Annotated in this window: 28 protein-coding genes; 18 read left to right on the top strand and 10 right to left on the bottom strand. The window is 61.9% G+C overall.

Translation table 11 applies throughout. The features are described from left to right. Positions 1 to 4: 4 nt before the first annotated feature. Both J5278_RS13975 and J5278_RS13970 read right to left on the bottom strand, forming a co-directional pair. Positions 5 to 1,030 (bottom strand): DUF2336 domain-containing protein, encoded by a 1,026-nt coding sequence (locus J5278_RS13975; RefSeq protein ID WP_209183227.1) that lies wholly within the window; start codon positions 1,028 to 1,030, stop codon positions 5 to 7. Between the two features lie 286 nt (positions 1,031 to 1,316). Further along, positions 1,317 to 1,541: a hypothetical protein gene (locus J5278_RS13970; RefSeq protein ID WP_142824371.1), complete on the bottom strand. Its 225-nt coding sequence runs from the start codon at positions 1,539 to 1,541 to the stop codon at positions 1,317 to 1,319. A 583-nt stretch (positions 1,542 to 2,124) separates the two neighbouring features. Between J5278_RS13970 and J5278_RS13965 the strand changes: the two genes are divergently transcribed. Next, the gene (locus J5278_RS13965; RefSeq protein WP_209183228.1) at positions 2,125 to 2,307 is read left to right on the top strand and encodes a hypothetical protein; all 183 of its coding nucleotides are present in this window, start codon (positions 2,125 to 2,127) and stop codon (positions 2,305 to 2,307) included. Between the two features lie 25 nt (positions 2,308 to 2,332). Here the strand turns inward: J5278_RS13965 and J5278_RS13960 are convergent, their stop codons facing one another. Both J5278_RS13960 and J5278_RS13955 read right to left on the bottom strand, forming a co-directional pair. Further along, positions 2,333 to 2,881 carry a DUF1254 domain-containing protein gene (locus J5278_RS13960; protein WP_209183229.1) on the bottom strand — a complete coding sequence of 183 codons (549 nt, stop codon included), beginning with the start codon at positions 2,879 to 2,881 and terminating at the stop codon, positions 2,333 to 2,335. After that, a complete protein-coding gene (locus J5278_RS13955; RefSeq protein ID WP_209183230.1) occupies positions 2,874 to 3,461 on the bottom strand; it encodes a DUF1214 domain-containing protein in 588 nt (195 codons plus the stop codon). The genes J5278_RS13960 and J5278_RS13955 overlap by 8 nt, the downstream gene beginning before the upstream one ends. 154 nt (positions 3,462 to 3,615) lie before the next feature. Between J5278_RS13955 and J5278_RS13950 the strand changes: the two genes are divergently transcribed. Both J5278_RS13950 and J5278_RS13945 read left to right on the top strand, forming a co-directional pair. Continuing rightward, positions 3,616 to 4,116, top strand: coding sequence for a GNAT family N-acetyltransferase (locus tag J5278_RS13950; RefSeq protein ID WP_209183231.1), 501 nt, complete (start codon positions 3,616 to 3,618; stop codon positions 4,114 to 4,116). A 333-nt stretch (positions 4,117 to 4,449) separates the two neighbouring features. After that, positions 4,450 to 5,931 carry a hypothetical protein gene (locus tag J5278_RS13945; protein WP_209183232.1) on the top strand — a complete coding sequence of 494 codons (1,482 nt, stop codon included), beginning with the start codon at positions 4,450 to 4,452 and terminating at the stop codon, positions 5,929 to 5,931. Positions 5,932 to 6,027: 96 nt separating this feature from the next. Here the strand turns inward: J5278_RS13945 and J5278_RS13940 are convergent, their stop codons facing one another. Together J5278_RS13940 and J5278_RS13935 are read right to left on the bottom strand one after the other, a co-directional pair. Then, the gene (locus J5278_RS13940; protein WP_209183233.1) at positions 6,028 to 6,849 is read right to left on the bottom strand and encodes an endonuclease/exonuclease/phosphatase family protein; all 822 of its coding nucleotides are present in this window, start codon (positions 6,847 to 6,849) and stop codon (positions 6,028 to 6,030) included. Positions 6,850 to 6,938: 89 nt separating this feature from the next. After that, a complete protein-coding gene (locus J5278_RS13935) occupies positions 6,939 to 9,104 on the bottom strand; it encodes a transglycosylase domain-containing protein (protein WP_209183234.1) in 2,166 nt (721 codons plus the stop codon). 178 nt (positions 9,105 to 9,282) lie between these two features. On the opposite strand from J5278_RS13935, the gene J5278_RS13930 reads away from it, so the two are divergent. From J5278_RS13930 to J5278_RS13910, 5 genes are all read left to right on the top strand, one after another. Beyond that, positions 9,283 to 9,804, top strand: coding sequence for a YcgN family cysteine cluster protein (locus J5278_RS13930; RefSeq protein ID WP_209183235.1), 522 nt, complete (start codon positions 9,283 to 9,285; stop codon positions 9,802 to 9,804). 488 nt (positions 9,805 to 10,292) lie between these two features. Further along, a complete protein-coding gene (locus J5278_RS13925; RefSeq protein ID WP_209183236.1) occupies positions 10,293 to 10,649 on the top strand; it encodes a hypothetical protein in 357 nt (118 codons plus the stop codon). Positions 10,650 to 10,652: 3 nt separating this feature from the next. Continuing rightward, positions 10,653 to 11,270, top strand: coding sequence for a PIN domain-containing protein (locus tag J5278_RS13920; protein WP_209183237.1), 618 nt, complete (start codon positions 10,653 to 10,655; stop codon positions 11,268 to 11,270). A gap of 174 nt (positions 11,271 to 11,444) precedes the next feature. Further along, the gene (locus J5278_RS13915) at positions 11,445 to 12,050 is read left to right on the top strand and encodes a hypothetical protein (RefSeq protein ID WP_209183238.1); all 606 of its coding nucleotides are present in this window, start codon (positions 11,445 to 11,447) and stop codon (positions 12,048 to 12,050) included. Positions 12,051 to 12,267: 217 nt separating this feature from the next. Then, the gene (locus J5278_RS13910) at positions 12,268 to 13,536 is read left to right on the top strand and encodes a DNA-packaging protein (RefSeq protein ID WP_209183239.1); all 1,269 of its coding nucleotides are present in this window, start codon (positions 12,268 to 12,270) and stop codon (positions 13,534 to 13,536) included. Positions 13,537 to 13,577: 41 nt separating this feature from the next. Here the strand turns inward: J5278_RS13910 and J5278_RS30945 are convergent, their stop codons facing one another. Next, positions 13,578 to 13,706, bottom strand: coding sequence for a hypothetical protein (locus J5278_RS30945; RefSeq protein WP_257623367.1), 129 nt, complete (start codon positions 13,704 to 13,706; stop codon positions 13,578 to 13,580). A 370-nt stretch (positions 13,707 to 14,076) separates the two neighbouring features. On the opposite strand from J5278_RS30945, the gene J5278_RS13905 reads away from it, so the two are divergent. Beyond that, the gene (locus tag J5278_RS13905; RefSeq protein ID WP_209183240.1) at positions 14,077 to 14,694 is read left to right on the top strand and encodes a glycoside hydrolase family 19 protein; all 618 of its coding nucleotides are present in this window, start codon (positions 14,077 to 14,079) and stop codon (positions 14,692 to 14,694) included. 12 nt (positions 14,695 to 14,706) lie between these two features. Here J5278_RS13905 and J5278_RS13900 read toward each other — a convergent pair whose 3' ends face one another. After that, entirely contained in the window at positions 14,707 to 15,111 is a 405-nt protein-coding gene (locus tag J5278_RS13900; RefSeq protein WP_142824383.1) for a thioesterase family protein, read from the bottom strand. Positions 15,112 to 15,165: 54 nt separating this feature from the next. Then, on the bottom strand, positions 15,166 to 16,131 hold the full coding sequence (locus tag J5278_RS13895) for a magnesium and cobalt transport protein CorA (RefSeq protein ID WP_209183241.1): 966 nt from the start codon (positions 16,129 to 16,131) through the stop codon (positions 15,166 to 15,168). A gap of 239 nt (positions 16,132 to 16,370) precedes the next feature. Between J5278_RS13895 and J5278_RS13890 the strand changes: the two genes are divergently transcribed. The 6 genes from J5278_RS13890 to J5278_RS13865 all read left to right on the top strand — a co-directional run bounded on the left by J5278_RS13890 (position 16,371) and on the right by J5278_RS13865 (position 21,239). Next, complete coding sequence (locus J5278_RS13890; RefSeq protein WP_209183242.1) at positions 16,371 to 18,209, top strand: alkaline phosphatase family protein; 1,839 nt, start codon at positions 16,371 to 16,373, stop codon at positions 18,207 to 18,209. Between the two features lie 180 nt (positions 18,210 to 18,389). Continuing rightward, positions 18,390 to 18,698 carry a Dabb family protein gene (locus tag J5278_RS13885; protein WP_209183243.1) on the top strand — a complete coding sequence of 103 codons (309 nt, stop codon included), beginning with the start codon at positions 18,390 to 18,392 and terminating at the stop codon, positions 18,696 to 18,698. A gap of 139 nt (positions 18,699 to 18,837) precedes the next feature. Further along, positions 18,838 to 19,230, top strand: coding sequence for a hypothetical protein (locus J5278_RS13880; RefSeq protein WP_142824387.1), 393 nt, complete (start codon positions 18,838 to 18,840; stop codon positions 19,228 to 19,230). Between the two features lie 224 nt (positions 19,231 to 19,454). Beyond that, complete coding sequence (locus tag J5278_RS13875; protein WP_142824388.1) at positions 19,455 to 20,612, top strand: phage portal protein; 1,158 nt, start codon at positions 19,455 to 19,457, stop codon at positions 20,610 to 20,612. A 52-nt stretch (positions 20,613 to 20,664) separates the two neighbouring features. Continuing rightward, positions 20,665 to 20,925, top strand: a complete 261-nt coding sequence (locus tag J5278_RS13870; RefSeq protein WP_142824389.1) for a CopG family ribbon-helix-helix protein — start codon at positions 20,665 to 20,667, stop codon at positions 20,923 to 20,925. Next, on the top strand, positions 20,922 to 21,239 hold the full coding sequence (locus J5278_RS13865) for a type II toxin-antitoxin system RelE/ParE family toxin (protein ID WP_209183244.1): 318 nt from the start codon (positions 20,922 to 20,924) through the stop codon (positions 21,237 to 21,239). The genes J5278_RS13870 and J5278_RS13865 overlap by 4 nt, the downstream gene beginning before the upstream one ends. Before the next feature lie 42 nt (positions 21,240 to 21,281). On the opposite strand, the gene J5278_RS13860 is transcribed toward J5278_RS13865, so the two are convergent. Continuing rightward, complete coding sequence (locus tag J5278_RS13860) at positions 21,282 to 21,422, bottom strand: hypothetical protein (RefSeq protein ID WP_209183245.1); 141 nt, start codon at positions 21,420 to 21,422, stop codon at positions 21,282 to 21,284. A gap of 34 nt (positions 21,423 to 21,456) precedes the next feature. On the opposite strand from J5278_RS13860, the gene J5278_RS13855 reads away from it, so the two are divergent. The 3 genes from J5278_RS13855 to J5278_RS13845 all read left to right on the top strand — a co-directional run bounded on the left by J5278_RS13855 (position 21,457) and on the right by J5278_RS13845 (position 23,795). Beyond that, the gene (locus J5278_RS13855) at positions 21,457 to 21,777 is read left to right on the top strand and encodes a DUF6107 family protein (protein WP_209183246.1); all 321 of its coding nucleotides are present in this window, start codon (positions 21,457 to 21,459) and stop codon (positions 21,775 to 21,777) included. 157 nt (positions 21,778 to 21,934) lie between these two features. Further along, positions 21,935 to 22,525 (top strand): HK97 family phage prohead protease, encoded by a 591-nt coding sequence (locus J5278_RS13850; RefSeq protein WP_209183247.1) that lies wholly within the window; start codon positions 21,935 to 21,937, stop codon positions 22,523 to 22,525. A 4-nt stretch (positions 22,526 to 22,529) separates the two neighbouring features. Further along, the gene (locus J5278_RS13845; protein ID WP_209183248.1) at positions 22,530 to 23,795 is read left to right on the top strand and encodes a phage major capsid protein; all 1,266 of its coding nucleotides are present in this window, start codon (positions 22,530 to 22,532) and stop codon (positions 23,793 to 23,795) included. Positions 23,796 to 23,902: the final 107 nt, after the last annotated feature.

Genomic DNA, 23,902 nt, shown 5'->3' with positions numbered 1-23,902 from the left:
GCCTTTAGCGCGCTCCGCCGCGCGCCCGGGCCGGTAAGACGTCGTTTTCCGCCTCGGGATTGCGCGCCTTGAATTGGCTGGCGGGCCTTGCCTGGTCCGGGGTGACGCAGGTGTAGCGGTCGGCGCGGCGCCAGGTTTCGACGCGCGCCTGGCTGTCCACCGGGTCGACCGAATCCATGATCCGCCAGGCGCGGCTGATGCTGCCGGTACCCTCGCTCAGATGCGGATAGAAGCGCTCCAGCACGAAGACCCCGTCGGCGAAGTTCATGCCGAGGCTGGTCAGCGTGACCGCCAGCTGTTGGCCGGAGAGATCGAGCAGGATGCGCTCGGCAAGCCAGCGGCTCGACGACAGTGCGTCGGCCAGCGCCGTTGCAAAATTCTGGGCCTCGCGCTCGCGGGCAAAGCGCACCAGCAGCGCTTCCTGGACATCTGTCAGGCTGCGCAGGCCGAGGCGATCGGTATCGTCGTGGGAGAGGTGGCGGGCAATCTGGCGCAATTGCTGGCGCAGTGCCTCCTCGCGGGCCAGTCTTTCGGCAATCGCGCTGTCGGGTGCCTCGAGCAAGGGGATACGCTCGGTCTGTGGCGTTTCCAGCGCCTTCGTCTTGCCGCGACCGGTGTCGGCATGGCGCAGGCCGACCAGCGCATCGACGACCGCAGGCGAGAGATTGTCGCGCTTGACGATGGCCTTGGCGTGTACCGTTCCTTGCGTGCGGGCTATGGTGATCAGCGTGTCGTCGTCGATTGTTGCGGCACCGGCGATGAACGGAGCGGCAATCGCGATCGGCTGGCAGCCGATGAACAGCGCCACGGCCGGCGGCACATGCGGGCATTGCGACAAAGCAGCGACCGCCTGTCGCTTGGCCTCGTCGCTGGAGGCGAGAAACAGCGGCATGAACAATTCGGCAAACTGCCGCAGTTCGGATTTTCCGGGATGGGGCCGTTCCTCGAAGCTGGTAACCGTCGCCATCAGGACCACATCCTTCTTGCGCTCGCCAAGCGGTCCTTCCAGGTCTCGAAACCGATCACGCACGCTACCACCCACACACAGAACAAAGAGGGGAGCCGGAGATCAGCACGCGGGGCAGCCGGGCAAACGCGCTCCGGCGAAAACGTCGCGCGGAAAACGATAGGACCCGGCGGACGCTCGCGTCCGGATCTGGCTATGCCGTGACGTTAGCGCGATCAGGGTTAATAGGCAGTGAAAACTTTAATGAAAATACGACGGAAATGTCACGAAAAGGTACGCTCGTGAAAAGCGGGGAAGCGATTGCGACAGCGAGGTTGCAGCAAGCATCCCGCCGGTTACTTTCAACAGGTCACGCGTAGGAAACGCCCTGGCGGGCACTGTGGCTGCGCAGGGCGACCAGCAGCCTGTCGCGGGTATCGTAGCCCGATTGAAACAGGTCGAGCGCGGCTGCAGCCGCAAACTGCGCCTCGGTGCTCTTCAGGTCGATGCGTTTTTCCGCATACCAGCAGTCGAGCGCGCCGCGAAGCACGTCTACATCGTCGGTTGTGAAGGCTGAGTTGAGCAGAAGCGTCATTGCACATCTCCCAAGCTGTGGGATGAAAACACTGTATGTCATGAACTGCCGGTGTTTGCAGGGCCGGCCAGTAGGGGAACCATACGCCAAACGGCCAAAGTCGCAAATAATATTTGCATGACGTTTTCGTGTCACACACGCTCGAAGCAGGGCTCGCCGGAAGGCGGGCAATGGCGCTAACAATATGAATCCATTCTATTTTAGAATTTTGCGCCTCAACCATTGGTGGTTTCTCATGCCAATCCGAAGCTCCAGTTCCAACCTGTTGGCACGGCGGCGGACCAAAACGCGGAGCAGGGCGTCCCGTGCCGTTAAGGTCTTGTTAACGATCCCCTGTCTCAATCCGCGCAAGCACACCGCGACCCGGCGTCTGTTCGAATCGCTACCGCCGCAAACCGTCCCTTCGGGCGCCCCGGCAAACCGTCAGACACGTACCGCACTGCTATTGGAAAGGCGCGAATGCCCTTCGGACATGCTCTTGCCAGCAAGACTTTTCCCGAGGGAGCGCCGGTCCGCCAAAAAGGCGGACAGGGTGAAATCGATCGCAAGTTCATCCGTCTCAAGATTGCAATGGAGACGAGACATGGCTGATATCATAAGACTGGAAGACCGACGAAACCACAAGCCGCCACCGCCGGCCCATGATGGCACGGCGGCCCGCATCCTGCTGTTTACCGGCGTACGCTACGAGCGGCTCGATCCGCCCAAGCGCCGCACGGGGCCTGGCGCCAAGCGGCCGAAAACGAAGACGAGAAAACAGGGCTGACAGGCCTTGTCCGGCTTTAGCCGATCTAGCCTGCGTCGAAGGCGTCGCATCGCGCCTTGGCGAGAAAATCACTGGCGCCCTCTTTGAAGCTCGGCTGCGGCGCCATGGTCCGCAACACCACGTAGCCCTGACCCTCTGTCATCTCCACGAGAATGGATTGCGCCAGCTCTGTGGGCAACGCCTTGCGGATCGCGGCAAGCTGCACCGGCGCTGCCACGAGCACGTCGAGCGCACCCCCGACCGAGGTCCGGTCGCTCATGCTGAAGACTTCGTTCGAAGCACTGTCGTAGATCCCCAGAGACCAGAATGGCACATGGCCCGCCGCCATCAGGTGCACCGGCATGTCGGCAAGGTCGAAGGCGCAGACGGCGGTATGCATGTAGGGATCGCCGTTCGAGAGACTGCCTGCACTGGTGGTGGGGTCCAGCACGTGAAATGCATCTTCCTCGCCGAGCGCCTCGACCCGCTGGAAGGCATCGCGATCGCTGTAGGCGGGCAGCGCCAGGATGATCACCAGATGCAGCAGGGCCGCACCGAGCACGCCGACGACGATGGCAAACAGCACCTTAAGCATGGTCGCAGCCGATCTTCTCGACCTTCGGCATCGAGAGGTCGATCAGCCCCGCGCTGCCGGCCGCCGGCGTGTCCAGCAGCGTCAGCACCAGCTTGAAATTGCCAGCCGGCGGCAGCGCCAGCCAGTTGCCGGCGGCTGCATCTTTCGAGACGACGATCGAAAAGCTGGAATCGCTGTCGCGCAGCACGTTCCAAGAGTTGATTGCGGCCGGGCGGCCGGGTTGGGCTGCCAGCTGCTTGCCGTCCGGGGCGACGGAGAACAGCGTCCAGAGCCGCGCCGGCGGCGTCTGGCCGCTGATGCGGTAGCGGCATCCGGCCGATAGCCGGTCATGTCCATCGTCGTCGCCAGCGGTGAATTCCAGCCCCTCAGCGGTGCCATAGAGCAGCCGTCCGTCGCGGGCACGGTGGGATTTGGCATAGGGGTCGGCGTCCGCGGTATGCAGCGCCGGAAAGGCCTGCCAGGCGCCAAGCCGGATCGCGCCGAAACCGGCACTGGCATCGAGCGCATAGAGCGTGAACAGGATGCCGCCGCCAAACGCAATGGCCAGCGACAGCGCGACCAGAAGAGGAACCCGAAACACAGCGGCGTCCTTGTGAGAACTCAAGCGTCAAGCTTATTCCTGATTCTGCCGGGAGGGGGAAGGGCGGGATGGTCCGTGGGCCGAGCGCGCCCCTGCCAAAGCTTCGGCGAATGTGGCACATTGCCGGAAATTTCGTTCTTGCAAAGGACACGCAATGATCCGGCTGCTGTCACCCGATGATGTAGATCTGTTTCGGTCAATTCGCCTCGAAGCCTTGCGAGCCTCGCCGGAAAGTTACGCCAGTAGTGTCGAGGATTGGCAGGACCTTCCAGATCAGGAATGGCGCCGCCGTCTGGTGGACAATGATGTCTTCATCGCAGTCGAAAACGACCTGCCGGTTGGAATCATGGCGCTTGCCCGGCAGGGCACCGCCAAGAAGGCGCACCGCGCCATGGTCCAGATGGTCTATCTGCGCGAGAATGCGCGCGGCAGGGGGCTTGCGGAAGCGCTTCTGGAAACACTGGTGGAATTTGCCCGTGGGCAAGGCGTTCGCCAGCTGGAGCTCGCGGTAAGTGCCGAAAATGATGTCGCGATCCGTTTTTACCGTCGCAGGGACTTTACGGAGATCGGGCGAATACCCTGCGCATTGTTGCACCAGGGCAGGGAGATCGACCAAATTCTCATGGCCAGACGGATCGTCGCCCTGGAAGACTGAAGGCGGGAATCGATTCGCCGGTATTGAGCCTCACCCGGACGGCAACCCGCGAGCTGTCTCGAACGCCTCTGCGCCGGGGCTTCCCGGATGCCGACGCGAAATACCGGTTTCGCTTATCAACACACGCGGGAGATTTACGAAACGGTTCGCAAAATCGAGGATTGCAACACCGGCAGCGGCTTTTCTGCATGGGTTGAACCGCGTAATTTCCGGTCAATGGCAACTAACGACCCGTCAGATAGCAGACTATTCCAGACGCTTGGGCGCTCCACATATTGCAGTGCACTATGAGCCCATCTCCGGGCTCGGTCGATCAGGCAAAAAGGAAAAGCCATGCAAAAGCTCCTCTCCGCTCTAGCCCTATCAACCGCAATCCTTCTCGGGCAGTCGGCTGCCCGGGCCGCTCCCGCCGACGATGCGATCGCCGGTTGGACCTCGCTTGGAACCTATGTCTTCGGCACCAGCGCCGTGGCCGGCACGGGCGAAACTGCCATCACCAACAAGGCGCAACTGGATGGCAAGTTCAACTATTTCCAGAACAATGCGGCAGAAGTAACGATCGGCTCGGAGGTCCAGCGCTATACCGCTGGCAACGCCCAGACCCACGTCTTTGCCAGCGACCGGCTTAACCTGACCGGCGTGCTTGGCGGCGGCGACGCCTCCTATTCCGGCGGCTTCACCAATGTCTTCGGCCAGATCAGCGGCTCGATCAACGTCAATAGTCCGATCGACCCCGCACAGTTCGGCTTTGCCAGCGGCACCAAGATCGAGGTCGGCAACATGATCGTGCTGCAGTCGCGCGGCATCTACAGGGTCGACTCGATAGGCACCGATGGGAAGATCACGCTTCTTGCCATGTTCAACTCCAACACCACCAATCCCGTCACCAACGCGCTTGCCGTCCTGACGCCGTTCTATGCCCTGAAACTCGCCCAGCCGACCGCCACCAATGCCGCCGGCACGGCCACCACCATGGTGTTCGATACCATTCCCGCCTCCATGCCGACAGGAATGGCCGTCGGTTATGTCAAGGACAACGCCTTCCAGCGAAACGACGACTACCGGGCTGTCACCGTCGACAAGACCACCAAGACGGTGACCACGCAGAAAAAATTCGTGTTCATCAGCCAGCCCTCGACCTATCAGAACCCGGCCGGCCAGCTGATGATCTTCGTGCCGCCGATCCGCTCTGCGCAAATCATCACCAAAGACACCTTCGACCTCAAGAATGGCGACTATGCCTTCGATGCAAACGTCAACTACCCTGAGGCCGTTGCCAGCCGCCAGGTCAACACGATTGCCGAACTGAACGCCTTGCCCGCCAACCAGCCTAACGGTTTCTGGGGTGCTGCATGGCTCTACGGCAAAAACACCACCGCCTCGACAACGAGCTCCGACGAGATCGACAGCGAGAGCTGGTTCGACTTCTACAAGGGGCCCGACATCTTCTCGGCCTTCACCCACGGCGAGACCGTGACCCAGGGCTTCCAGCTCAACAACGACGAATGGGCGCCTGCAACCGCGGATGTCGGCGCCGGCTATCTCAAGCGCCTCACCGGCCCGCTGGTCGGCGATATCAGGCTGACGAAAGTCGTGCGCACCAGCGTCGGCAAGGTCGACACCTACGTCAACGGCACACTGGTGGATACGAAGAACTACACCTGGACCAATGCCAATCCTGCAGAGTTCATCGTCAACCTCGCCATCGGCTCGATCAGCGGCAGCTACTCCGCCAACGTCCTGTTCCCGCTGAAGGCCTCCAACCTCAACAACATGAAGCTGGGTGTCAAGCGGCTGGCGTTTTACAAGAAGTAATCAGCTTTTGCTGAATGAAGGACTGCGGCCCTCTGGCCGCAGTCAGCTGAGGTTAAATGAGCCATTGATGAAATCCAGCGGCTTCCTGCTGCTGACTCACACCCGGCGACATGTGGCACCGACTGTCAGCAGCAGCGGTGAATGATCCGAGACTTCCGGCTCTGAGACAACCTCGAAAGCTTCTACGCCGACGGTATCGTTGACCAGCATATAGTCGGCGTAGCGTTCCCGCTTGGCGTAGAATGACGTTCTGGTGCCCCTAAAGCCCCGGCCGGTGACAAGGTCGGTGAGGCCTATATTCCTGAGAACATCGAATGTCTTGCTTTCAGGCAGCAAATTGAAATCGCCGCACGCCACGACAGGCTCTCCCGGTCGCGCAGTCGACATGATCAGCAACGCAAACCTATTGGCCTGCAGATGCCTTTCGGGAGTGTCGTGCTTGCCGCTCAATTCGCGCAAGCCATGCATCTGTGCAATGGTAATGCATTGCTGCAATTCCACATCGAACAGCCGAACGGCGTGCGCAGTCCGCGACCGCGGATGCAGTCCGTATCCGTCAGACGAATAATCTCCGTGAACGAAGCCCTGTGTCTGGCCAATGATGGGAATGGTGGCGCGAACGAATGTCGCTAGACCCCATTGCGACTTATATGGCTGCTCGCCATCAAACAGATCGCCCTCAGCGGCCGGGCAGAAGATCGACGTGTGATGGGGCAGGGCCACCGCAACGTCAGCCAGAAAATTGGCTCTTTGCGGTAGGGCGGTACCTTGGTCGCGGTAGGTGAGCCAACGCTGACCTGTACCCGGTGTCTTGACCACTTCCTGCAGGCAGAGAACATCGGGGTCGACTGCAGCCACGTAGGCAACGAGGCGCTCATAGAGGCGCCCGCCCCAGCCGTTCAGACACAGCACGCGCACATCTGCCTCCCGTACTCCAATGCATCAATCTCAAACGTGAAACCGGCGATGTGTCTAGTAATCCTTCACGACAACTGCTGGAACTGCCCTCAAAGCCCCATACTCGCCACCCGCTGTCCCTTCAGCGGTGGTGCGGTCTTCAACTGCTCCTCCAGATCCCGCAGCACCTTGGTCGATTCGGCCGACAGCGAGCGGGGCCGGACGGGTGGGGGTTCGGCGCTGGCGGCGGCGTCCGTGGCGGCTTTGCGGGCGGCTGTTGTCATCGGTTTCTGGGCCGGGAACGGGTCGGCGATGCCGGGGATGGCTTTGAGCGCGATGCCCTGGTGGGCGTAGTCCATGATCTTCTTGAAGGTCATCGCCGGCAGGGTGCCGCCGGTCATGTTGTTGGTCGAGGTGTAGTCGTCGTTGCCGAACCAGACGGCGCAGGTGTAGTTGCCGGAAAAGCCGATAAACCAGGCGTCGCGGTAGGCCTGCGTCGTGCCGGTCTTGCCGCCGACGACGATGCCGCGGTCAAGGGCTGCCTTGCGACCGGTGCCGATGACAGGGATCTGCGTCAGCATCTGGGTCATCGAGGCATTCGCCTGCTCCGACAGCACCCGCTTTGCCGCAGGTTCGTCGCGATTGAAATCATAGAGGATCTTGCCGTCGTAGCCGACAATCTCGCTGACGCCGTGGCGCCGCGATTGCAGCCCGTCCGAGGGAAAGACGGCATAGGCCGTCGCTTGGTCGAGCACGGTGACCTCGGAGGTGCCGATCGGAATGGTCTTGTCGTTGCGAACCGGGCTCTCGACGCCCATCCGCTTGGCCATCTCGCGGATCGGCTGGATGCCGAAATGCTCCTTGGCAAGCCGCACCGGGATGGTGTTGATCGACTTGGCGATGGCCTCGGTCAGCGTTACCCGCCCTTCATAGCGGTTCTCGTAGTTGTGCGGGCTCCAGTTGCCCCAGGAGATCGGCGCATCGACGATGGTTGTGGCCGGCGTCATGCCGTTCTCCATGGCGACTGCGTAGGTATAGATCTTGAAGGACGAGCCCGGCTGGCGCAGCGCCTTGGTGGCGCGGTTGAACTGGCTTTCGCCATAGTCCCGGCCGCCGACCATGGCCCTGACGGCGCCGCCGGTTTCGATCAGTACGGAAGCGCCCTGCTTGGCGTTGTAGTGCTCGCCATATTCAAGCAGGCTGGAGCCGATAGAATCCTCGGTTGCCTTCTGCAGGCTCATGTCGATGGTGGTGCGAACGATCAGCGAGCGCTCGGCAAAGCGTGCCGACAGCCGCTGCACCTCGTCGAACGCCCAGTCGAGGAAGAAATCCGGCGACACGACTTCGGCCCTGTCGACCACTGAGGCCGGGTTGCGGCGCGCGGCCACCACCTGGCCCTCGGTCATGAAGCCCGATTGCACGAGGTTCGACAGCACGTCGTTGGCACGGGCGCGTGCCGCCGGCAGGTTGACGCTGGGCGCATATTTGGTCGGCGCCTTGAACAGGCCAGCGAGCATCGCCGCCTCCGCCAGGTTGACGTCCGAGATATTCTTGCCGAAATAATATTGCGCCGCCGCCGCCGCCCCGAAGGTGCCGCCGCCCATATAGGTGCGGTCGAGATAGAGCGAGAGGATTTCCTTCTTCGACAGGTTGGCCTCCAGCCAGATCGCCAGAAACGCCTCCTTGATCTTGCGTTCGATGGATCTTTCGTTGGAAAGAAACAGGTTTTTGGCCAGCTGCTGTGTCAGCGTCGAGCCGCCCTGGACGACGCCGCCGGCTTGCGCATTGACGGTCAGCGCCCGGAACAGGCCGAATACGTCGATGCCGAAATGATCGAAGAAGCGCCGGTCCTCGGTCGCCAGTACCGCCTTGACGAAGTAATCCGGCAGCTCGTCGACCGGTACGGAGTTCTCATGGATGATGCCGCGGTGGCCGATGACATTGCCGTAGCGGTCCTCGAAGGTGACGGCGAAATTACCGCGGTTGCGCCAGTCGCCGACCGTCGATTCGAAGGCCGGCATGGCAAGCGCCAGCATCACCACCGAGGCCGCGACACCGAGCGTCATGCCTTCGCCGAGCAGCTCGAACAGGATCCGCTTCCAGCCATGCATGCGGAAGCGGCGGAAGAAGATGGTGATGTCTTCCCAGATTTCGGCGGCGCGAAAGCCGGCATTCCAGACGGTGGAATCGATCAGCGAATCCAGCCGCAGCAGCAGGAAGCGTTTTCGGCGCGGCCTCTTCGGCGAAGGCCCTTCGGGCTCGATCGGCTCCTGCATGCGTGATTTCCCGTATGATCTTCGAGCCTTCCGCCGAATGCGGCAGGCTCAGCCTTCCCCGGCAACCCGATATCCCCTATATCCGCCACAGGTTGAACAATTGGTTGCTTTCCGGCAAATCACAAAACAAAGCGGCGCGGCTTTCCTGAAACGGCCGGCGCGCAGGGATAGCAAGAGCATGGACGAAACCCCCTTCTGGCAGCGCAAGACCCTTGCCGACATGAGCCCGGGCGAGTGGGAGAGCATCTGCGACGGTTGCGGCCTCTGTTGTCTCAACAAGATCGAGGAGTGGGACAGTGGCGACATCTATTTCACCGATGTCCGCTGCAAGCTGATGGACAGCGACAGCTGCCGCTGCACCAGCTATCCCAACCGCTGGGATTTCGTACCCGACTGCGTCCAGCTGACACTCGAGAATGTCTCGGAAATCCAGTGGCTTCCACCCACCTGCGGCTACCGGCTGATCAACGAGAAGCGCGATCTCTACTGGTGGCACCCCCTCGTCTCCGGCGACCCCGAGACCGTCCACGCCGCCGGCATCTCGGCCAGGGGCCGCACCTTCAGCGAAGAAGATGTACCGGTCGACGACTACGAGGACCACGTGGTGGACTGGCCGCTGACGGTTGGCGACATGCCAAGGGATGGCGACGGCGATGCGGAAGAAGACGAGCGCCAGCGGATCACGGAAATAGGGAAATAATCCTCTATAGGCTAGTTTAGGTGTGATATCTGGCGATATAGGAAAATAGTCCTTGACGGCGTAACGGTTGTTTGTTAGTTTTAGGTATAGTCGGAGAGGTGCGGGCAAAAAGATCCCCAGCCTGATCCCTCACCCTTGTGGAGGGAGATGTCAGCGTCGCTGACAGGGAGCCTACCGAGACCGCTGCATGATCCCCTCTGCCCTGTCGGGCATTTCCCCCACAAGGGGGGAGATCGGCTGGGGCCGTATTGCCTGCATCCCTGGTAATTAGATGCCGCACATTCTGACACCTCATGGTCTGCCGCCAAAAGCGGGGACGTTGGTGAGGGAACGGCCAAGGCGACGCCAGCCTGATCTCCCCCGCTTGTGGGGGAGATGTCAGCGTAGCTGACAGAGGGGGGGCACCGTGATTTCTGGGGGTATAGGCAGGTTGTAAACGGCTGCCCTCGCGGGTATATAGAAATGATGTGTTTCTATAGGAGCTAGCAATGTCCTCCACAATCTCGGCGAATGTCGATGGCAAAACAGCCACGAAATTAAAGATGGTGGCTTCGATGGAAAACAGGTCCGTATCGAACGCGGTTTCCAGCGCAATTACTGTTTTCGTTGGGCTTCCCAAGGGCGTTCGCGATTTGCTGCTCGAGTTGAACGCACAGAACGACCAGGACACTATCATCAGGCTCGGCCGCGAAATGATGGCTGCGGCCGCAAGGGTCCGTCTTGAGAAGGCGACCTCCGATCTCGCATCCGAGCACCGTTTCGGAGGGCCTGAAGATGCGTCCAGCGAGATCGACATGTTGGAGGATGCCACGTCCCTTACCCGAGCTGTAGCGCACCGGAAGTAAGGCATGGATCGTCCGGTCCGGGTGGTGCTCGATGTCAATGTCTTCGTCGCCAACATAATGGCGCACGACCGTGGTCATGTGGGAACTGCAACACAGACCCTGGTGTCGATGGTGAGCAACCAGAAATGGGGCGTGGCCGACAGGGCTCAGCTGGTCATCTCGTTCGAGATGATCGAAACCCTTGAGACGGTTCTCCGCCGGCTGCAATTTTCGAACGACCGCATTGATGCCTATACCGGCTCTATTGTCGATATCATGAAATATGGGCCGGATGGGCTTGATCCCTATCTTATCTTGGGCGGAGAAGAGCGCTTCGCCATGTCCGACGTCGAGGATGCAGGCGTGTTGGCGACGGCCTTCGGGTCCGAAGCCGACATTCTTGTCACGGATAATTTGAAAGATTTCGCTTCCAACGATGCGTCTGTCGTCGACACTCAAGTGGTGAACACGACGTCTTCTGGCAAGCGAACCCTCCAGGCTCTCAGATACGAGATCAGCAGCGCGGATATCATTATCGCGCACCCGTTCGATGTCATGCAGTGGATACGCCTGGGCTATGATTTTACGCCCGGCACCCTCTGGAACACTATCCAGAAGCTGGGATATGCGCCTGGCCTGTGAGTAATTCCGCAACCACCGAACCTCCCGCATGACCCCCTCTGCCCTGTCGGGCATCTCCCCCCACAGGGCGGAGATCGGGTGTGGCGGCCTGACTGTGCTAATAGCATTCTGACAAATTCCATGTCCCGCCCGCTGACGCTCTCGTGTCCGGCGCGCCGAACCGTGAGAGTTGCCATGCATGAATTCGAGGGTTTCGATCCCGGTCTGTTCGGGTACTGGCCGAACGCGCCGGCCTATCGCGGCAGCGATTGCGGCTGGAGCGCGGAGCAATGCAGCAGGCAGGCGGAAGCCTGCCTGCTGGAAATCAAATCCGGCAGTGCCGAGGATGCACTTCGGACGTTGCTCAACGAGATGACGGTCGAGATGCGGGCCGAGTTCGACTACTTCAAGGGACTACGCTCTGCGGCGGAAAAGTCCGGCCAGGCCTTTGCCGAGGGGGCCGGCGACGAGGCTGCGGCAAAGCTTGCCCGTGCCGATGTCAAGCTGTCGGTCGATGCGATGTCGCTGATCGTCCGGACGCTGGAAAAGATCGATGGCCTGCAGCGCCAGATGGCGCGCGACCGGGAAACGGAGATCGAGCGCCATGCCGATGGGCCCGGATATGTGGAAAACAAGCGCCGGCTGCTGGCGATCATCGAGCAACGTGCCGAGGATCGGGCGCGGGCAATCGTTGCGAAACGCGATCTTCAGCGGGCTGCCCCCGGTCTGGACCCCGCCGCCACCGCCACCGGGCCGCCGCAAGGGGATCCGCCGGCTGCTGAAGCTGATGCGGTATTTTGACGACGTGTTGAAGACCCACAGTACGGAAATGGCGCAACTCAGGTGCACTAGCCGCGCCGCTGCGATTTCGGCGGACAACCGGGCCTTCAGGCAGACCAAACCTTCGCCGGCAAGTGTGACGGCGGTGTCCGAGCAACTCTCAGGCGTCACTGCGTCTGGGCTTGCTTCAGGCCAATCGGCTGGTGCCGGTCCGGCACTGGCGGCGAGGGGAGGCCGTATGGCGGGCAATACCGATTGCGATGCCGTCCTCGATGCGCTTGCGGCGGAATATCTCGCCGTCAAGGATTGGGAGATCGCCGGTCGCGATCATCAAAAGCCGCCGCCCGGGCGCTGGCGCAGCTGGTTGCTGCTCGGCGGTCGCGGCTCCGGCAAGACAAGGGCGGGTGCCGAATGGGTGCATGGGCTCGCCAGCGCCGGAGACCGATCCGATCTTCGTATTGCGCTGGTCGCCGAAACGCTTGGCGATGCCCGCGAGGTGATGATCGACGGCGTGTCCGGAATTTGCCGCATCGCCCGGCTGAAGCGGCCGGATTTCGAGATCTCCCGCCGCCGGCTAGTCTGGCCGAATGGTGCGGTGGCCCAGATATTCTCCTCCGAAGATCCGGAAAGCCTGCGCGGGCCGCAGTTTCATTTCGCATGGTGCGACGAGCTGGCCAAATGGAAGCATGGCCAGGAAACCTTTGACATGCTGCAGTTCGGGCTTCGCCTCGGCGAACATCCGCAGCAGCTGGTCACCACGACGCCGCGCCCCGCGCCCTTGCTCAAAAACTTGCTGGCCGATGACGGCACGGTCGTCACGCGTCTGTCGACGCTGTCCAATGCGGGCAACCTGTCGCCGGGTTTCATCTCGGCGCTTGCCGCCCGCTACGGCGGCACGCGGCTCGGGCGCCAGGAGCTGGATGGAGAACTGATAGAGGACCGCGAGGATGGTCTCTGGAAGCGCGACACGATTGCGGCGCTGGTGCAAAAACTGACTGGCCCGCTTCGGCGCATCGTCGTTGCCGTCGACCCACCGGCCTCGGCCGGGCCGAATGCCTGCTGCGGCATCGTCGTCGCAGGCCTCGAGGCCTCGGGAAGGGCGGTGGTACTGGCCGATTGCTCGGTGGAAGGCGCAAGTCCTGCCACATGGGCGGGGGCTGTCGTCAGGGCCTTCCGGCGTTTCGATGCTGACCGTATCGTTGCCGAGATCAACCAGGGCGGCGACATGGTGACGGCCATGCTGCGCAGCATCGACATCAACTTGCCGGTAACGACGGTACGTGCCACGCGCGGCAAATTTCTGCGGGCCGAGCCGGTGGCAGCCCTCTACGAACAAGGCCGCGTGGCTCACGCCGGGCGTTTCACGGCGCTGGAAGACCAGATGTGCGATTTCGGACCGGATGGATTGTCGCTCGGCCGGTCGCCCGACCGGCTCGATGCGCTGGTCTGGGCGTTGACGGCGCTGATGCTGGAAGGTGGCGGCGAGCCCCGTGTCCGCGGCATCTGAAAGCGTGGATAATGACGGGCAGCGCCGGGCTGCCCCCGGTCTCAGGCCTGGGCGGTATGGGTCGCCGGCTTCGGAGCCGTCTCGCGGCTCTGCATCTGGCGCCATTCGCTTTCATGGCGCTCGAAAACATGCTGTGGAACGGTTTTGGTGCTTTGGTCGGGCTTTGACATCGGAACCTCGCTGGACGTTGACTGGGCAGATAACGACTTTGTGACATCATAGTTCCACAGCTTAAAGCGGTTGTAAATCAGGGGTTTAAACATGTTAAACGATTGAATTTTTTTAAACCGATTGAAGTTGTGGAGATCATGCAATCCCCGGTCACGTTGCCGGATCAAAGCCTCGTCGGCATCGATGTCCGCTGTCCGAGTTCAATCCAGGATGCTTGCGGCCGCGGCCAATATACGCGTGGAGGGTTGTGTCGCTGAGCTATGAATCGCCTCACAAAGAAAGGACACGCAGCGCTCTCCGGAGCGCATTCGCGACGTGACGACCTCCGGTGCACAAGTCGATTCCGCTGCATAGACAATGGAGAGACAGATGAGCCTGAACCGCGACTTCTTCTTCGACCAGCTGCGCGAAAAACTCTATCCAAACGGCCTGAACATGGCGCAGGTCGAGGGCCACGAGGCCGTCCTCGATGCCTGGGAAAAGGACCACGCCAAAAGCGACGACCGGTGGCTCGCCTATATCCTGGCGACCGCCTACCACGAATCCGCCTTCACGATGCAGCCGGTCCGAGAGACGCTCGCCAACACCGACGAGCAGGCGGCCGCCCGGCTGGAGGCGGCCTGGGATGCAGGCAAGCTCTCCTGGGTGAAGACGCCGTACTGGCGCAAGGATGCCGATGGGAAATACTGGTTCGGCCGTGGACTGGTGCAGATCACCTTCAAGGCGAATTACCGGAAGCTCGGGGATGCCATCGGCGTGGATCTGGTCGCCGATCCCGATCTTGCGCTGGATCTGGACGTGGCCGTCCAGATCATCTTCTACGGCATGCTGAACGGCAGCTTCACCGGCCGCAAGCTGGCGGACTATTTTAACAAGACCAAGAGCGACTGGGTCAACGCCCGCCGGATCGTCAATGGCCTCGACCGCGCCGACACGATTGCCGGCTACGGCAAGATCTACTACGCAGCGCTCAGCTACACGGTTTAGAGGCAACCGGCCTCAGTCGGGCAGGAACCTGCGGACGAGGTCGCGTGCGACACGCTTGGGCTTGCGGGTGGCCGCATCGACGCAGCACCAGGAACTGATGACTTCTGCGGATACATCCTTGCCGCGCTTGAAGATAGTCTTGAACGACGCCCGCGAACCACGGGTCTCGGTCGCCGTCACCAGCGCCTCGACATTGTCGTCGAGGAAAAGCGGCGCACGGTAGGTTATGTCGTGCTTGAGCGCGACCCAGAGCAGGCCTGCCCGGGCCTCGATCGGAGCGACATGCTTCCAGTAGCTGACGATCGTCTCCTGCACCCACTGCAGATAGACGGCGTTGTTGACATGACCCATCTGGTCGATGTCGCCCGGCGATATCGTGATGCGGTGCTCGAACGTGGGTGTCGGGTGATGCGGCATGTCCTACAATTGGGAGCAGCGGGAGGGCTATTCAATACCGGGATGAGGGGAAGCTCAGATCCAGCCGGTCTTTTTGAAGCGCATGTAGAGCCCGCCGCAGAGAACGACGATTACGCCGAGCACGACATAATAGCCGTATTCGGTCTTCAGTTCGGGCATGTTTTCGAAATTCATGCCGTAGATGCCCGCAATCGCGGTCGGCACGGCAAGGATAGCCGCCCAGGCCGCCAGCTGCCGGGTAATCACCCCCTGGCGCTGCTGCTCGAGCAGGTTACTGGCCTCGAAAACGGAGGTGATGACGTCCCGGAGCCCGGCAACCATCGATTCCACCCGGTGGACATGGTCGAGCACGTCGCGGAAATAGGGCTTGGCCTCATAGTCGAGACAGGGCAGGTCGAGATGGACGAGCTTGCCGCACAGTTCCGACATCGGCCCGAGGACGCGCTGGAACAGGATGACCTGGCGGCGCAGCTGGAACAGGCGGGTGATCTGGGTTCGCTCGAGGAAGGATTCGAGCATGCGGCTTTCCATGCCGAGCACATGGTCCTCGATCGTCTGGACGACCGGCAGGTAGCCGTCGACGATAAAATCGATGATCGCATGCAGCACGTAGTCCGTGCCGTGGGCCAGCAGCTGCGGCGATTCCTCGAGCTGGCCGCGCAGCTGGCTGTGGCCCCGGTCCGATCCGTGCCGGACCGTAATGATATGGCGCTTGCCGACGAAGATCGCCGTCTCGCCATAGTCGATGTCGTCGCCGGTGAGGTGGGCGGTCTTTGCCAGCACGAAAAGCTGGTCGCCGTAGATATCGAGCTTGGGGACCTGCTTGGCATTCAGCGCATCCTCGACGGCCAGGCGGTGCAGCCCGAACGAGCGCTGCAGCACCTGCAGTTCGTCGAGGGTCGGATCATGCAGCCCGATCCAGACGAATTCGTTCTCCGCCACCGGCGCAACCGCCGCCGCAATCGGCACCTTCTCGGCCCGCACTCCATCGCGATACAGAAAGGAAGCAACAACACTCATGCAAAAGGACCCCGTCTCGGCCCCATGCAACACCCGCATGAACGCCATCTACCGCCGCTATCTAGGCACCCCGCCGCGCGATGTAAGGGCGGGTGCGAATTTTTGCGTGGTGCAAATCGCATCCGTTGAAAGTTGACAATCGTCTGTGGGTTTCAATGTATGAATCGGTCTTGCAACTGTCACGAAACTGTCAAGCAGCGCGGCTAGCGTCGGGCTCAGTCAAGAGATCGGAGACAGCCATGACATTGAAATTTCTATCCGCCGTGCTCGCAGCCGGAGTTGCAAGCCTTTGCGCCATCGGCACTGCCGGAGCCGCCGACCAGCCGCACAATGTCATCTTGTTTGTTGCCGACGGTCTCCGCAGCCCCATTGTCGACGACACCACGGCGCCCAACATGGCAGCGCTCGCCCGTAACGGCGTCTATCTGCGCAACAGCCACTCGCTGTTTCCGACCTTTACCACGGCCAATGCCTCCGCATTGGCAACCGGCCATATGCTTGGCGATACGGGCGATTTCTCGAACACCATCTACACCGGCTTCCAGGTTCCCGGCGCCGGCAAGAGCCTGACGCCGTTTCTCGAAAGCGATCCGGTGCTCGGCGATGTCGACGAGCATTTCTCCGGCAACTACCTGAACGAGGCGACTATCCTGCAGCTGGCCCGCGACAAGGGGTTCGGCACCGCCTCGATCGGCAAGCTCGGTCCCGCACTGATTTTCGACCACACCGAGCGTACCGGCGAAAAGACTATCCTGATCGACGATGCTACCGGCACCGAGAAGGGCATCCCGCTGTCTGCCGAAACGCAGGATCGCCTGAAGGCAGCCGGACTGCCACTGGCAGCGCCCAGCCGTGGGCCCAACAGCAAGTCGGGCGATTTCCAGACGGCCGGGACGAAATCGGCCAACACCATCCAGCAGGATTATTTCGCTGCCGCCACCACCCGCGCCGTGCTGCCCGAGCTTGCCGACAAGCATAAGCCCTTCGTCATGGTCTTTTGGTCCCGCGATCCGGATGGCAGCCAGCATAACCAGGGCGACAGCCTCGGCAAGCTGGTGCCTGGCATCAACGGCCCGACCTCCATGGCGGCCATCCGCAATGCCGACGACGATCTCGGCCGCCTGCGCGCTGCCCTGCAGGAACAGGGACTGGCCGACAGCACCGACATTGTCGTCACCGCCGACCATGGTTTCTCGACGATTTCGAAGCAAAGCCAGACCAGCGCTGCCGGTAAGGCGAGCTACTCCGACGTCACCCCCGGCCTTTTGCCCGTCGGCTTCCTTTCGCTCGACCTTGCAAAGGCGCTGAGCCTGCCGCTGATCGATCCGGACCAGGATTACAAGGCTATCGACGCCGGCCAGCACCCGAAGAGCGGCAACGGCCTGATCGGCGGGGACAAGGACCACCCGAAGGTGGTGGTGGCTGCCAACGGCGGATCTGACCTGATTTACCTGCCGGACGGCGACAAGGCGATGGCAAAGAACGTCGTCGATGCGCTCCTGAAGCAGGATTACGTCAGCGGCATCTTCGTCGCCAAATCGCTCGGTGCCTTCCCCGGTACGCTGTCGCTCGACGATATCGCGCTGGAAGGCACGGCGGTGACGCCGATGCCGGCCATCGCCGTCAACTTCCGCTCGTTCTCGACGATCTGCGGCCAGCCGGAGCGCTGCACCGCCGAGGTCGCCGACAGCGGGCTGCAGCAGGGCCAGGGCATGCACGGATCCTTCAGCCGCGCCGACACCTGGAACTTCCAGGCGATGATCGGCCCTGACTTCAAGTCCGGCTTCGTCGACGCCGCGCCGACCAGCAACGCCGACGTCGGCAAGACCATCGCCCGCATCCTCGACCTCAAGACCGAAGACAAGGGCAAGCTCGTCGGCCGCGTCATCACCGAAGCGATGAAGGACGGCACCATGCCCGAGGTCGCCACGAAGATGCTGGTGTCGCAACCGGCCGAAAACGGTCTGAAGACTATCATCGACATGCAGATGGTCGGCGACGTCAGATATTTCGACGCTGCCGGCTTCCCAGGCCGCACTGTCGGCCTCACCGTATCGGACGGCACATCGATGAACTGAGGCAGGCCGAGCGAGGTTCAAGACGGCGCGATCTCGGTGCCCTTGGGAAAAGATCCCTGCCGAGATCGCATTGGACCTTGCCGCTTGATGGACTGAGCCCGGGGCAGCATGCCCCGGTTGAACGCCGGCGGCACGCATGCTAACCGCTGCGACAGACAATGTCCTCGAGGAGTGCCACGCGTGATCCGTCATATCGTCTTCTTCAACGTCGCCGATCGGGCCAATCTGGAGGCGGTCCGGACAGGCCTGTCGATCCTCACCGAAATTCCTCACGCCCGGCTGCTGGAGATCGGCACCAACGTCAAGACCGACCAGCTCGGCACCGACGTCGACCTCGTCGTCTACGGCGAATTCGACGACGAGGCAGCCCTGGCCGCCTACAAGGCCCATCCGAACTACCAGATCTCGATTGAGCGTGTCCGGCCGCTGCGCGAGATGCGGATTGCCGCGGACTACGACAGCGAGACGGCGGTGCGGGAGACGCTGTAGGGGGCGGGGAGGTTGGCTGGAGGATTTCGATCGGCCGGGTTTGCGGAAAGCGGCGGTCGCTTGAGGGCGCGCGACAGGGATGTCCATTGCTACTGTAATGGCCTACGCCCTTTAAAGCTGCGGTATCTGGGAGCAGCACGTGAGTTTTCAAATGAATACCAAATCTAAACTGTGCCTCGCTCTTGTCCTTTCACTGGTGCTGCTGGTTGCCCGCGCAGAAGCCAGGCCGGCTATGCTGAAACAATCAACGATTGACGGCGTCATGCATGCGATCATAGCACGCTGGAATTTGCCGTCTGATTTGGCGATTCGCGGGCTACGCGCCGAAGTTCGGGTCAACCTGAACACGCGTGGTGAAATCAGCGGCAAACCCGCGCCACATATAACCGGTGGTACCGCCGCTCAGCAGCAAAGATTTGCAGAATTGGTCACTCGAACGATTTTGCAAGCCGCACCGTTTACCGGGTTGCCATTGGACAAGTACAAGTCGTGGAAGACACTGATCGTCAGGTTCGAAGCACAAGCATTTTGAGGACACGTCGCGTTTTCGGGACAGCGTGAACAGACGTTCAAAGCGTGGGGCAGATATCCTCCCAGGCGGGGGAGACATCAGCGTATATGCCAGCGAATTCTAACTTTGCGCAGAGCCCCCTCTGCCCTTTCGGGCATCTCCCCCACAAGAGGAGATCCGTCGAGCCTGCTCTGCCAGCCCCACAGGCTTAAGGCGACTTAATCGCAACTCAAAAGGACATCCCGATGAAACTCCCGTTCACCCTGCCGTGGCGTTCCACGGCGGGCCGCAGGGCTGTGGCCGAGCACAAGGCAAGCGGCTCGATGATGACGTTGACGTCCGAGGGTCGGGCGCACTGGACGGGGCGGTCCTATGGGGCGCTGGCGCGTGAGGGGTTCATGAAGAACCCTGTGGCGCATCGTTCGGTGCGGCTGGTGGCCGAGGCGGCGGCATCTGTCTCCTGGCTGCTCTACGAGGGTGACCGGGAAGTTGGCGAGCATCCGTTGCTGTCACTGATGCGACAGCCGAACGGGCGCAAGGCGGGCCCGGATTTCTTCGAAGCGCTGCACGGCCATTTGCTTCTGTCGGGCAATGCCTATGTCGAGCCGCTCATAGTCGGCGGCGCGTTGCGCGAGCTGCACCTGCTGCGGCCGGATCGTGTCGCCATCGTCGAGGGCCGCGATGGCTGGCCGGAAGCCTATGAATACCGCGTTGGCGGCCTCGTGCGCCGCTTTGCTGCCGAGAGCGATGGCCTGACGCTGCTGCACCTGAAACTGTTTCATCCGCTCGACGACCATCTTGGCTTTCCGCCGCTGGCAGCTGCCCAGGTGGCGCTCGATCTGCACAATGCCTCCTCCACCTGGAACAAGGCGCTGCTCGACAATTCGGCGCGGCCATCGGGGGCGCTCGTCTACCAGCCGAAGGAGGGCGGCAACCTGTCGCCGGACCAGTACGAACGGCTGAAACAGGAACTCGACGAAGGCTATTCCGGGCCGATGCGGGCCGGCCGGCCGCTGCTTCTCGAAGGCGGGCTGGACTGGAAGTCGATGGGCCTGTCGCCGAAGGACATGGATTTCGTCGAGGCCCGCAATGGCGCTGCCCGTGATATCGCGCTGGCTTTCGGGGTGCCGCCGATGTTGCTCGGCATCCCCGGCGACAACACCTATGCCAACTACCAGGAGGCCAATCGCGCCTTCTACCGGTTGACCGTCCTGCCGCTGCTAACCCGCACCGCCTCGGCGCTCTCCCTGTGGTTTGCCACGGCTTATGGCGAAGGCCTGCGGCTGGAGCCGGATCTCGACAAGATCGCCGGCCTTGCCGCCGAACGCAGCGAATTATGGGCCCGTGTCGGCCAGGCGGATTTCCTGACAGACGCCGAAAAGCGCCAGGCGGTGGGTTATTGAGGTGGCGCCCGAAATTTGTTATACATCGTATAACAAGATAAGGAGCTTCCCGATGACAAAGCCCGTCCTCTCAGACCCCATCGCCCTGCGTATTCCGGAAGACATCCTGAAGGACATCGAAACCATCGCCAAGGTCTCCGAGCGCAGCCGCAGCTGGGTGATTGTCAGGGCACTGAAATATTACCTGATGCAGGAAGGAAACGACATCCTGCAGATCATGGAAGGCGAGGAACAAATTCGCAATGGCGAGGTCATCGACGCTGAGGATCTGTTTGCAGAGTTACTATCTCCCGTGCAACATGATGCTGCATGAGAAAAATCATTCTTTCGGCAAATGCCGGAGACTATCTGCGGTGCGAGAAGGCCTATCTCGCAAGCTTCAATCCGCGAGCAGCAGACACCGCAATGAGACAGCTTCACTCGGCATTCCGACTGCTGGCCGGATACCCCCAGGCGGGCCTCGCGGATACAAAGCTGCCGGGTCGTCGGATTTACGTGGCCGGCAATTACATCATCGCTTACCGCGTCGAGCCGGACGCCATCAAGATTTCCTATATCCGGCATGGGCGCCAGCAGGCGCCTGATCTCGACAAAGACGAAGGCGCGGATATTCCCGACACGGATTAGTTCCGAGATTAAATCACGCCAGGTGGGGCCGGTAGCAGCAATTCAGCCGCCCGTCTTCCGCTCATTCAAAATATCAAGTTCCTCGCCAAGCCAGCGAAGTTCGGGCGCGAACAGATTCCAAAGATTCACTGAAATCAATCCCTGCCGTCCCATGCCGAGCATGGTCGACGCTGGCAGATGCATGCGACATCCCCTTCCTAAACCGGAGATCTTAACAATGGCGCACCTTCCGGGCGAGACTTCGCTGTGGGCAACGAGGCTCGTCGGCGCTTCGGCGGGAGCGGCGGTGTCGCTGATCTATCTGCTGCCGAAGACCCGTCGCGAGGCAGCCATGCGCTTCTTCACGGGCCTTGCCTGTGGCCTCATCTTCGGCGGTCCGACAGGCGTCTGGGCGTCCGAGCGGCTCAATGTCTCGCACGTGCTGGCGGCATCGGACATCATGCTCGCCGGCTCCGCCGCCGCCAGCCTCTGCGCCTGGTGGGCCCTCGGCATCCTGTCGCGGCTGGCCGACCGCTACGGCCAGAAAAACGACGCCTGACGGGAGCGGGCAAACCGCCCCCAGCGGGAGCGGCCGAACCGCCCCTGGCGGGAGCGGGTAAACGCCCCTGATGGGAGCGGATAAGCCGCCCCTGACGGGAGCGGGCCGAGGCCCGGCATCCTGACGCCACTCAACATCGCAATCCGGAGACTTTGCCATGACCGCACCCCGCGCGTCTGCTCGATCCCCCATGGGTATCGACAGCTGCAAATTTGCCAGTCTCGAACTCAGGGGCCTCACCCGCGACGGCAGCTTTTCCGGCTATGCCAGCGTCTTCGGCGAGGTCGATCTCGGCAGCGATCGCGTCGAGCGCGGCGCCTTTGCCCGGTCGCTTGCGACGCGCGGTGCGTCGGGCATCCGCATGCTATTCCAGCACGACCCGTCCGAGCCGATCGGCGCATGGAAGACCATCCGCGAGGATGAGCGCGGCCTCTATGTCGAGGGCCAGCTGGCCGATGGTGTGGCGCGCGCCCGTGAGGTGCATCAGCTCTTGAAAAATTCCGCCCTCGACGGGCTGTCCATCGGTTTCCGCACCGTGAGGGCCCGCACCGACGCAAAATCCGGCGTGCGGCGCATCCTGGAAGCCGACCTCTGGGAAATCTCGGTGGTCACCTTTCCGATGCTGCCGTCGGCCCGCGTCCAGAATGTCAAGAATGCGCGGTGGTTCCGCGACAGGGAGACCGAGCTTGTCCGCCACATCAGGCGGGCGGCGCGGCAATTGATGACCGAAACCTTCAAACAAGGATGATCGCATGAGCGAGCAGACAGCAACGGCACCGCGCGGTGGTGCCATGGAAATTAAGACCGTGCCGGAAACCGTGGGGGCAGCCTTCGAGGAATTCATGGAGGCGTTCGAAGCCTTCAAGGATGTCAACGACCGGCGCCTCGGCGAGATCGAGGGCAAGCTGACATCGGACGTGGTGACGCGCGAAAAGGTCGACCGCATCAACAAGGCGATGGACGATCACAAGAAAGTCCTCGACCAGCTGGTGCTGAAAAAGGCCCGCCCGCCGCTCGGTCGCAGCCTTTCCGGCTCCGTCGATGCCGCCGAACACAAGGCGGCCTTCGAGACCTACATTCGCCGTGGCGACGCGTCTGGGCTGCGCGAGATCGAAGCCAAGGCGCTGTCGGTTGGGTCCAACGGTGACGGCGGCTATCTGGTGCCCGACCAGACCGACACCGAGATCGGTCGTCGCCTGTCTGTGGTCTCGCCGATCCGTGCGCTGGCGACGGTTCGCCAGGTGTCCGGCTCCGTCCTGAAAAAGCCGTTCACCACACAGGGCCTCGCCTCCGGCTGGGTGTCGGAAACTGCCGCCCGGCCGCAGACCACCGCGCCGCAGCTGGCCGAGCTGACCTTTCCGACGATGGAACTCTATTCCATGCCGGCCGCCACCCAGGCGCTGCTCGACGATGCCGCCGTTGACATCGAGAGCTGGATTTCCAGCGAGGTCGACATTGTCTTTGCCGAGCAGGAAGGCACCGCCTTCGTCACCGGCGATGGCGTTGCCAAGCCGAAAGGGTTTCTGGCGTACCCATCGGTGGCGGATGCCGGTTGGAGCTGGGGTAATCTCGGCTATATCGCCACCGGTGCTGCCGGTGCCTTTCTCACCGCCGGGCCGACGGACGTGCTGATCGATGCCGTCTATGCGCTGAAGGCCGGCCATCGCCAGAACGGCAATTTCGTCATGAACCGCCGCAGCCAGGCAACCATCCGCAAGTTCAAGGATGCCGATGGCAACTATCTCTGGCGGGCGCCGTCTGCCGCCGGACAGTCGGCCTCGCTGATGGGCTTCCCGATTACCGAAGCGGAGGACATGCCGGATATCGCCGCCGATGCGCCGGCCATTGCCTTCGGCGATTTCCGCGCCGGCTACCTCGTCGTCGACCGCACCGGTATCCGCGTCCTGCGCGATCCCTATTCAGCGAAACCCTACGTGCTGTTCTACACCACCAAGCGCGTCGGCGGCGGCGTGCAGGATTTCGAGGCGATCAAGCTGATCAAGTTCTCTGTCAGCTGAAGCACCCCTTATCCGCCTGACGGCACCTTCTCCCCGGGGGGAGAAGGGAATGCAGCGCGGCTTCCCGCTCCATCGCCCTCTCCCCTCGGGGAGAGGGCAGGGTGAGG

Source organism: Rhizobium sp. B21/90 (assembly GCF_019355815.1).
GTDB lineage: Bacteria > Pseudomonadota > Alphaproteobacteria > Rhizobiales > Rhizobiaceae > Rhizobium > Rhizobium rhododendri.
This window is presented reverse-complemented; position numbering and strand designations above follow the sequence as displayed.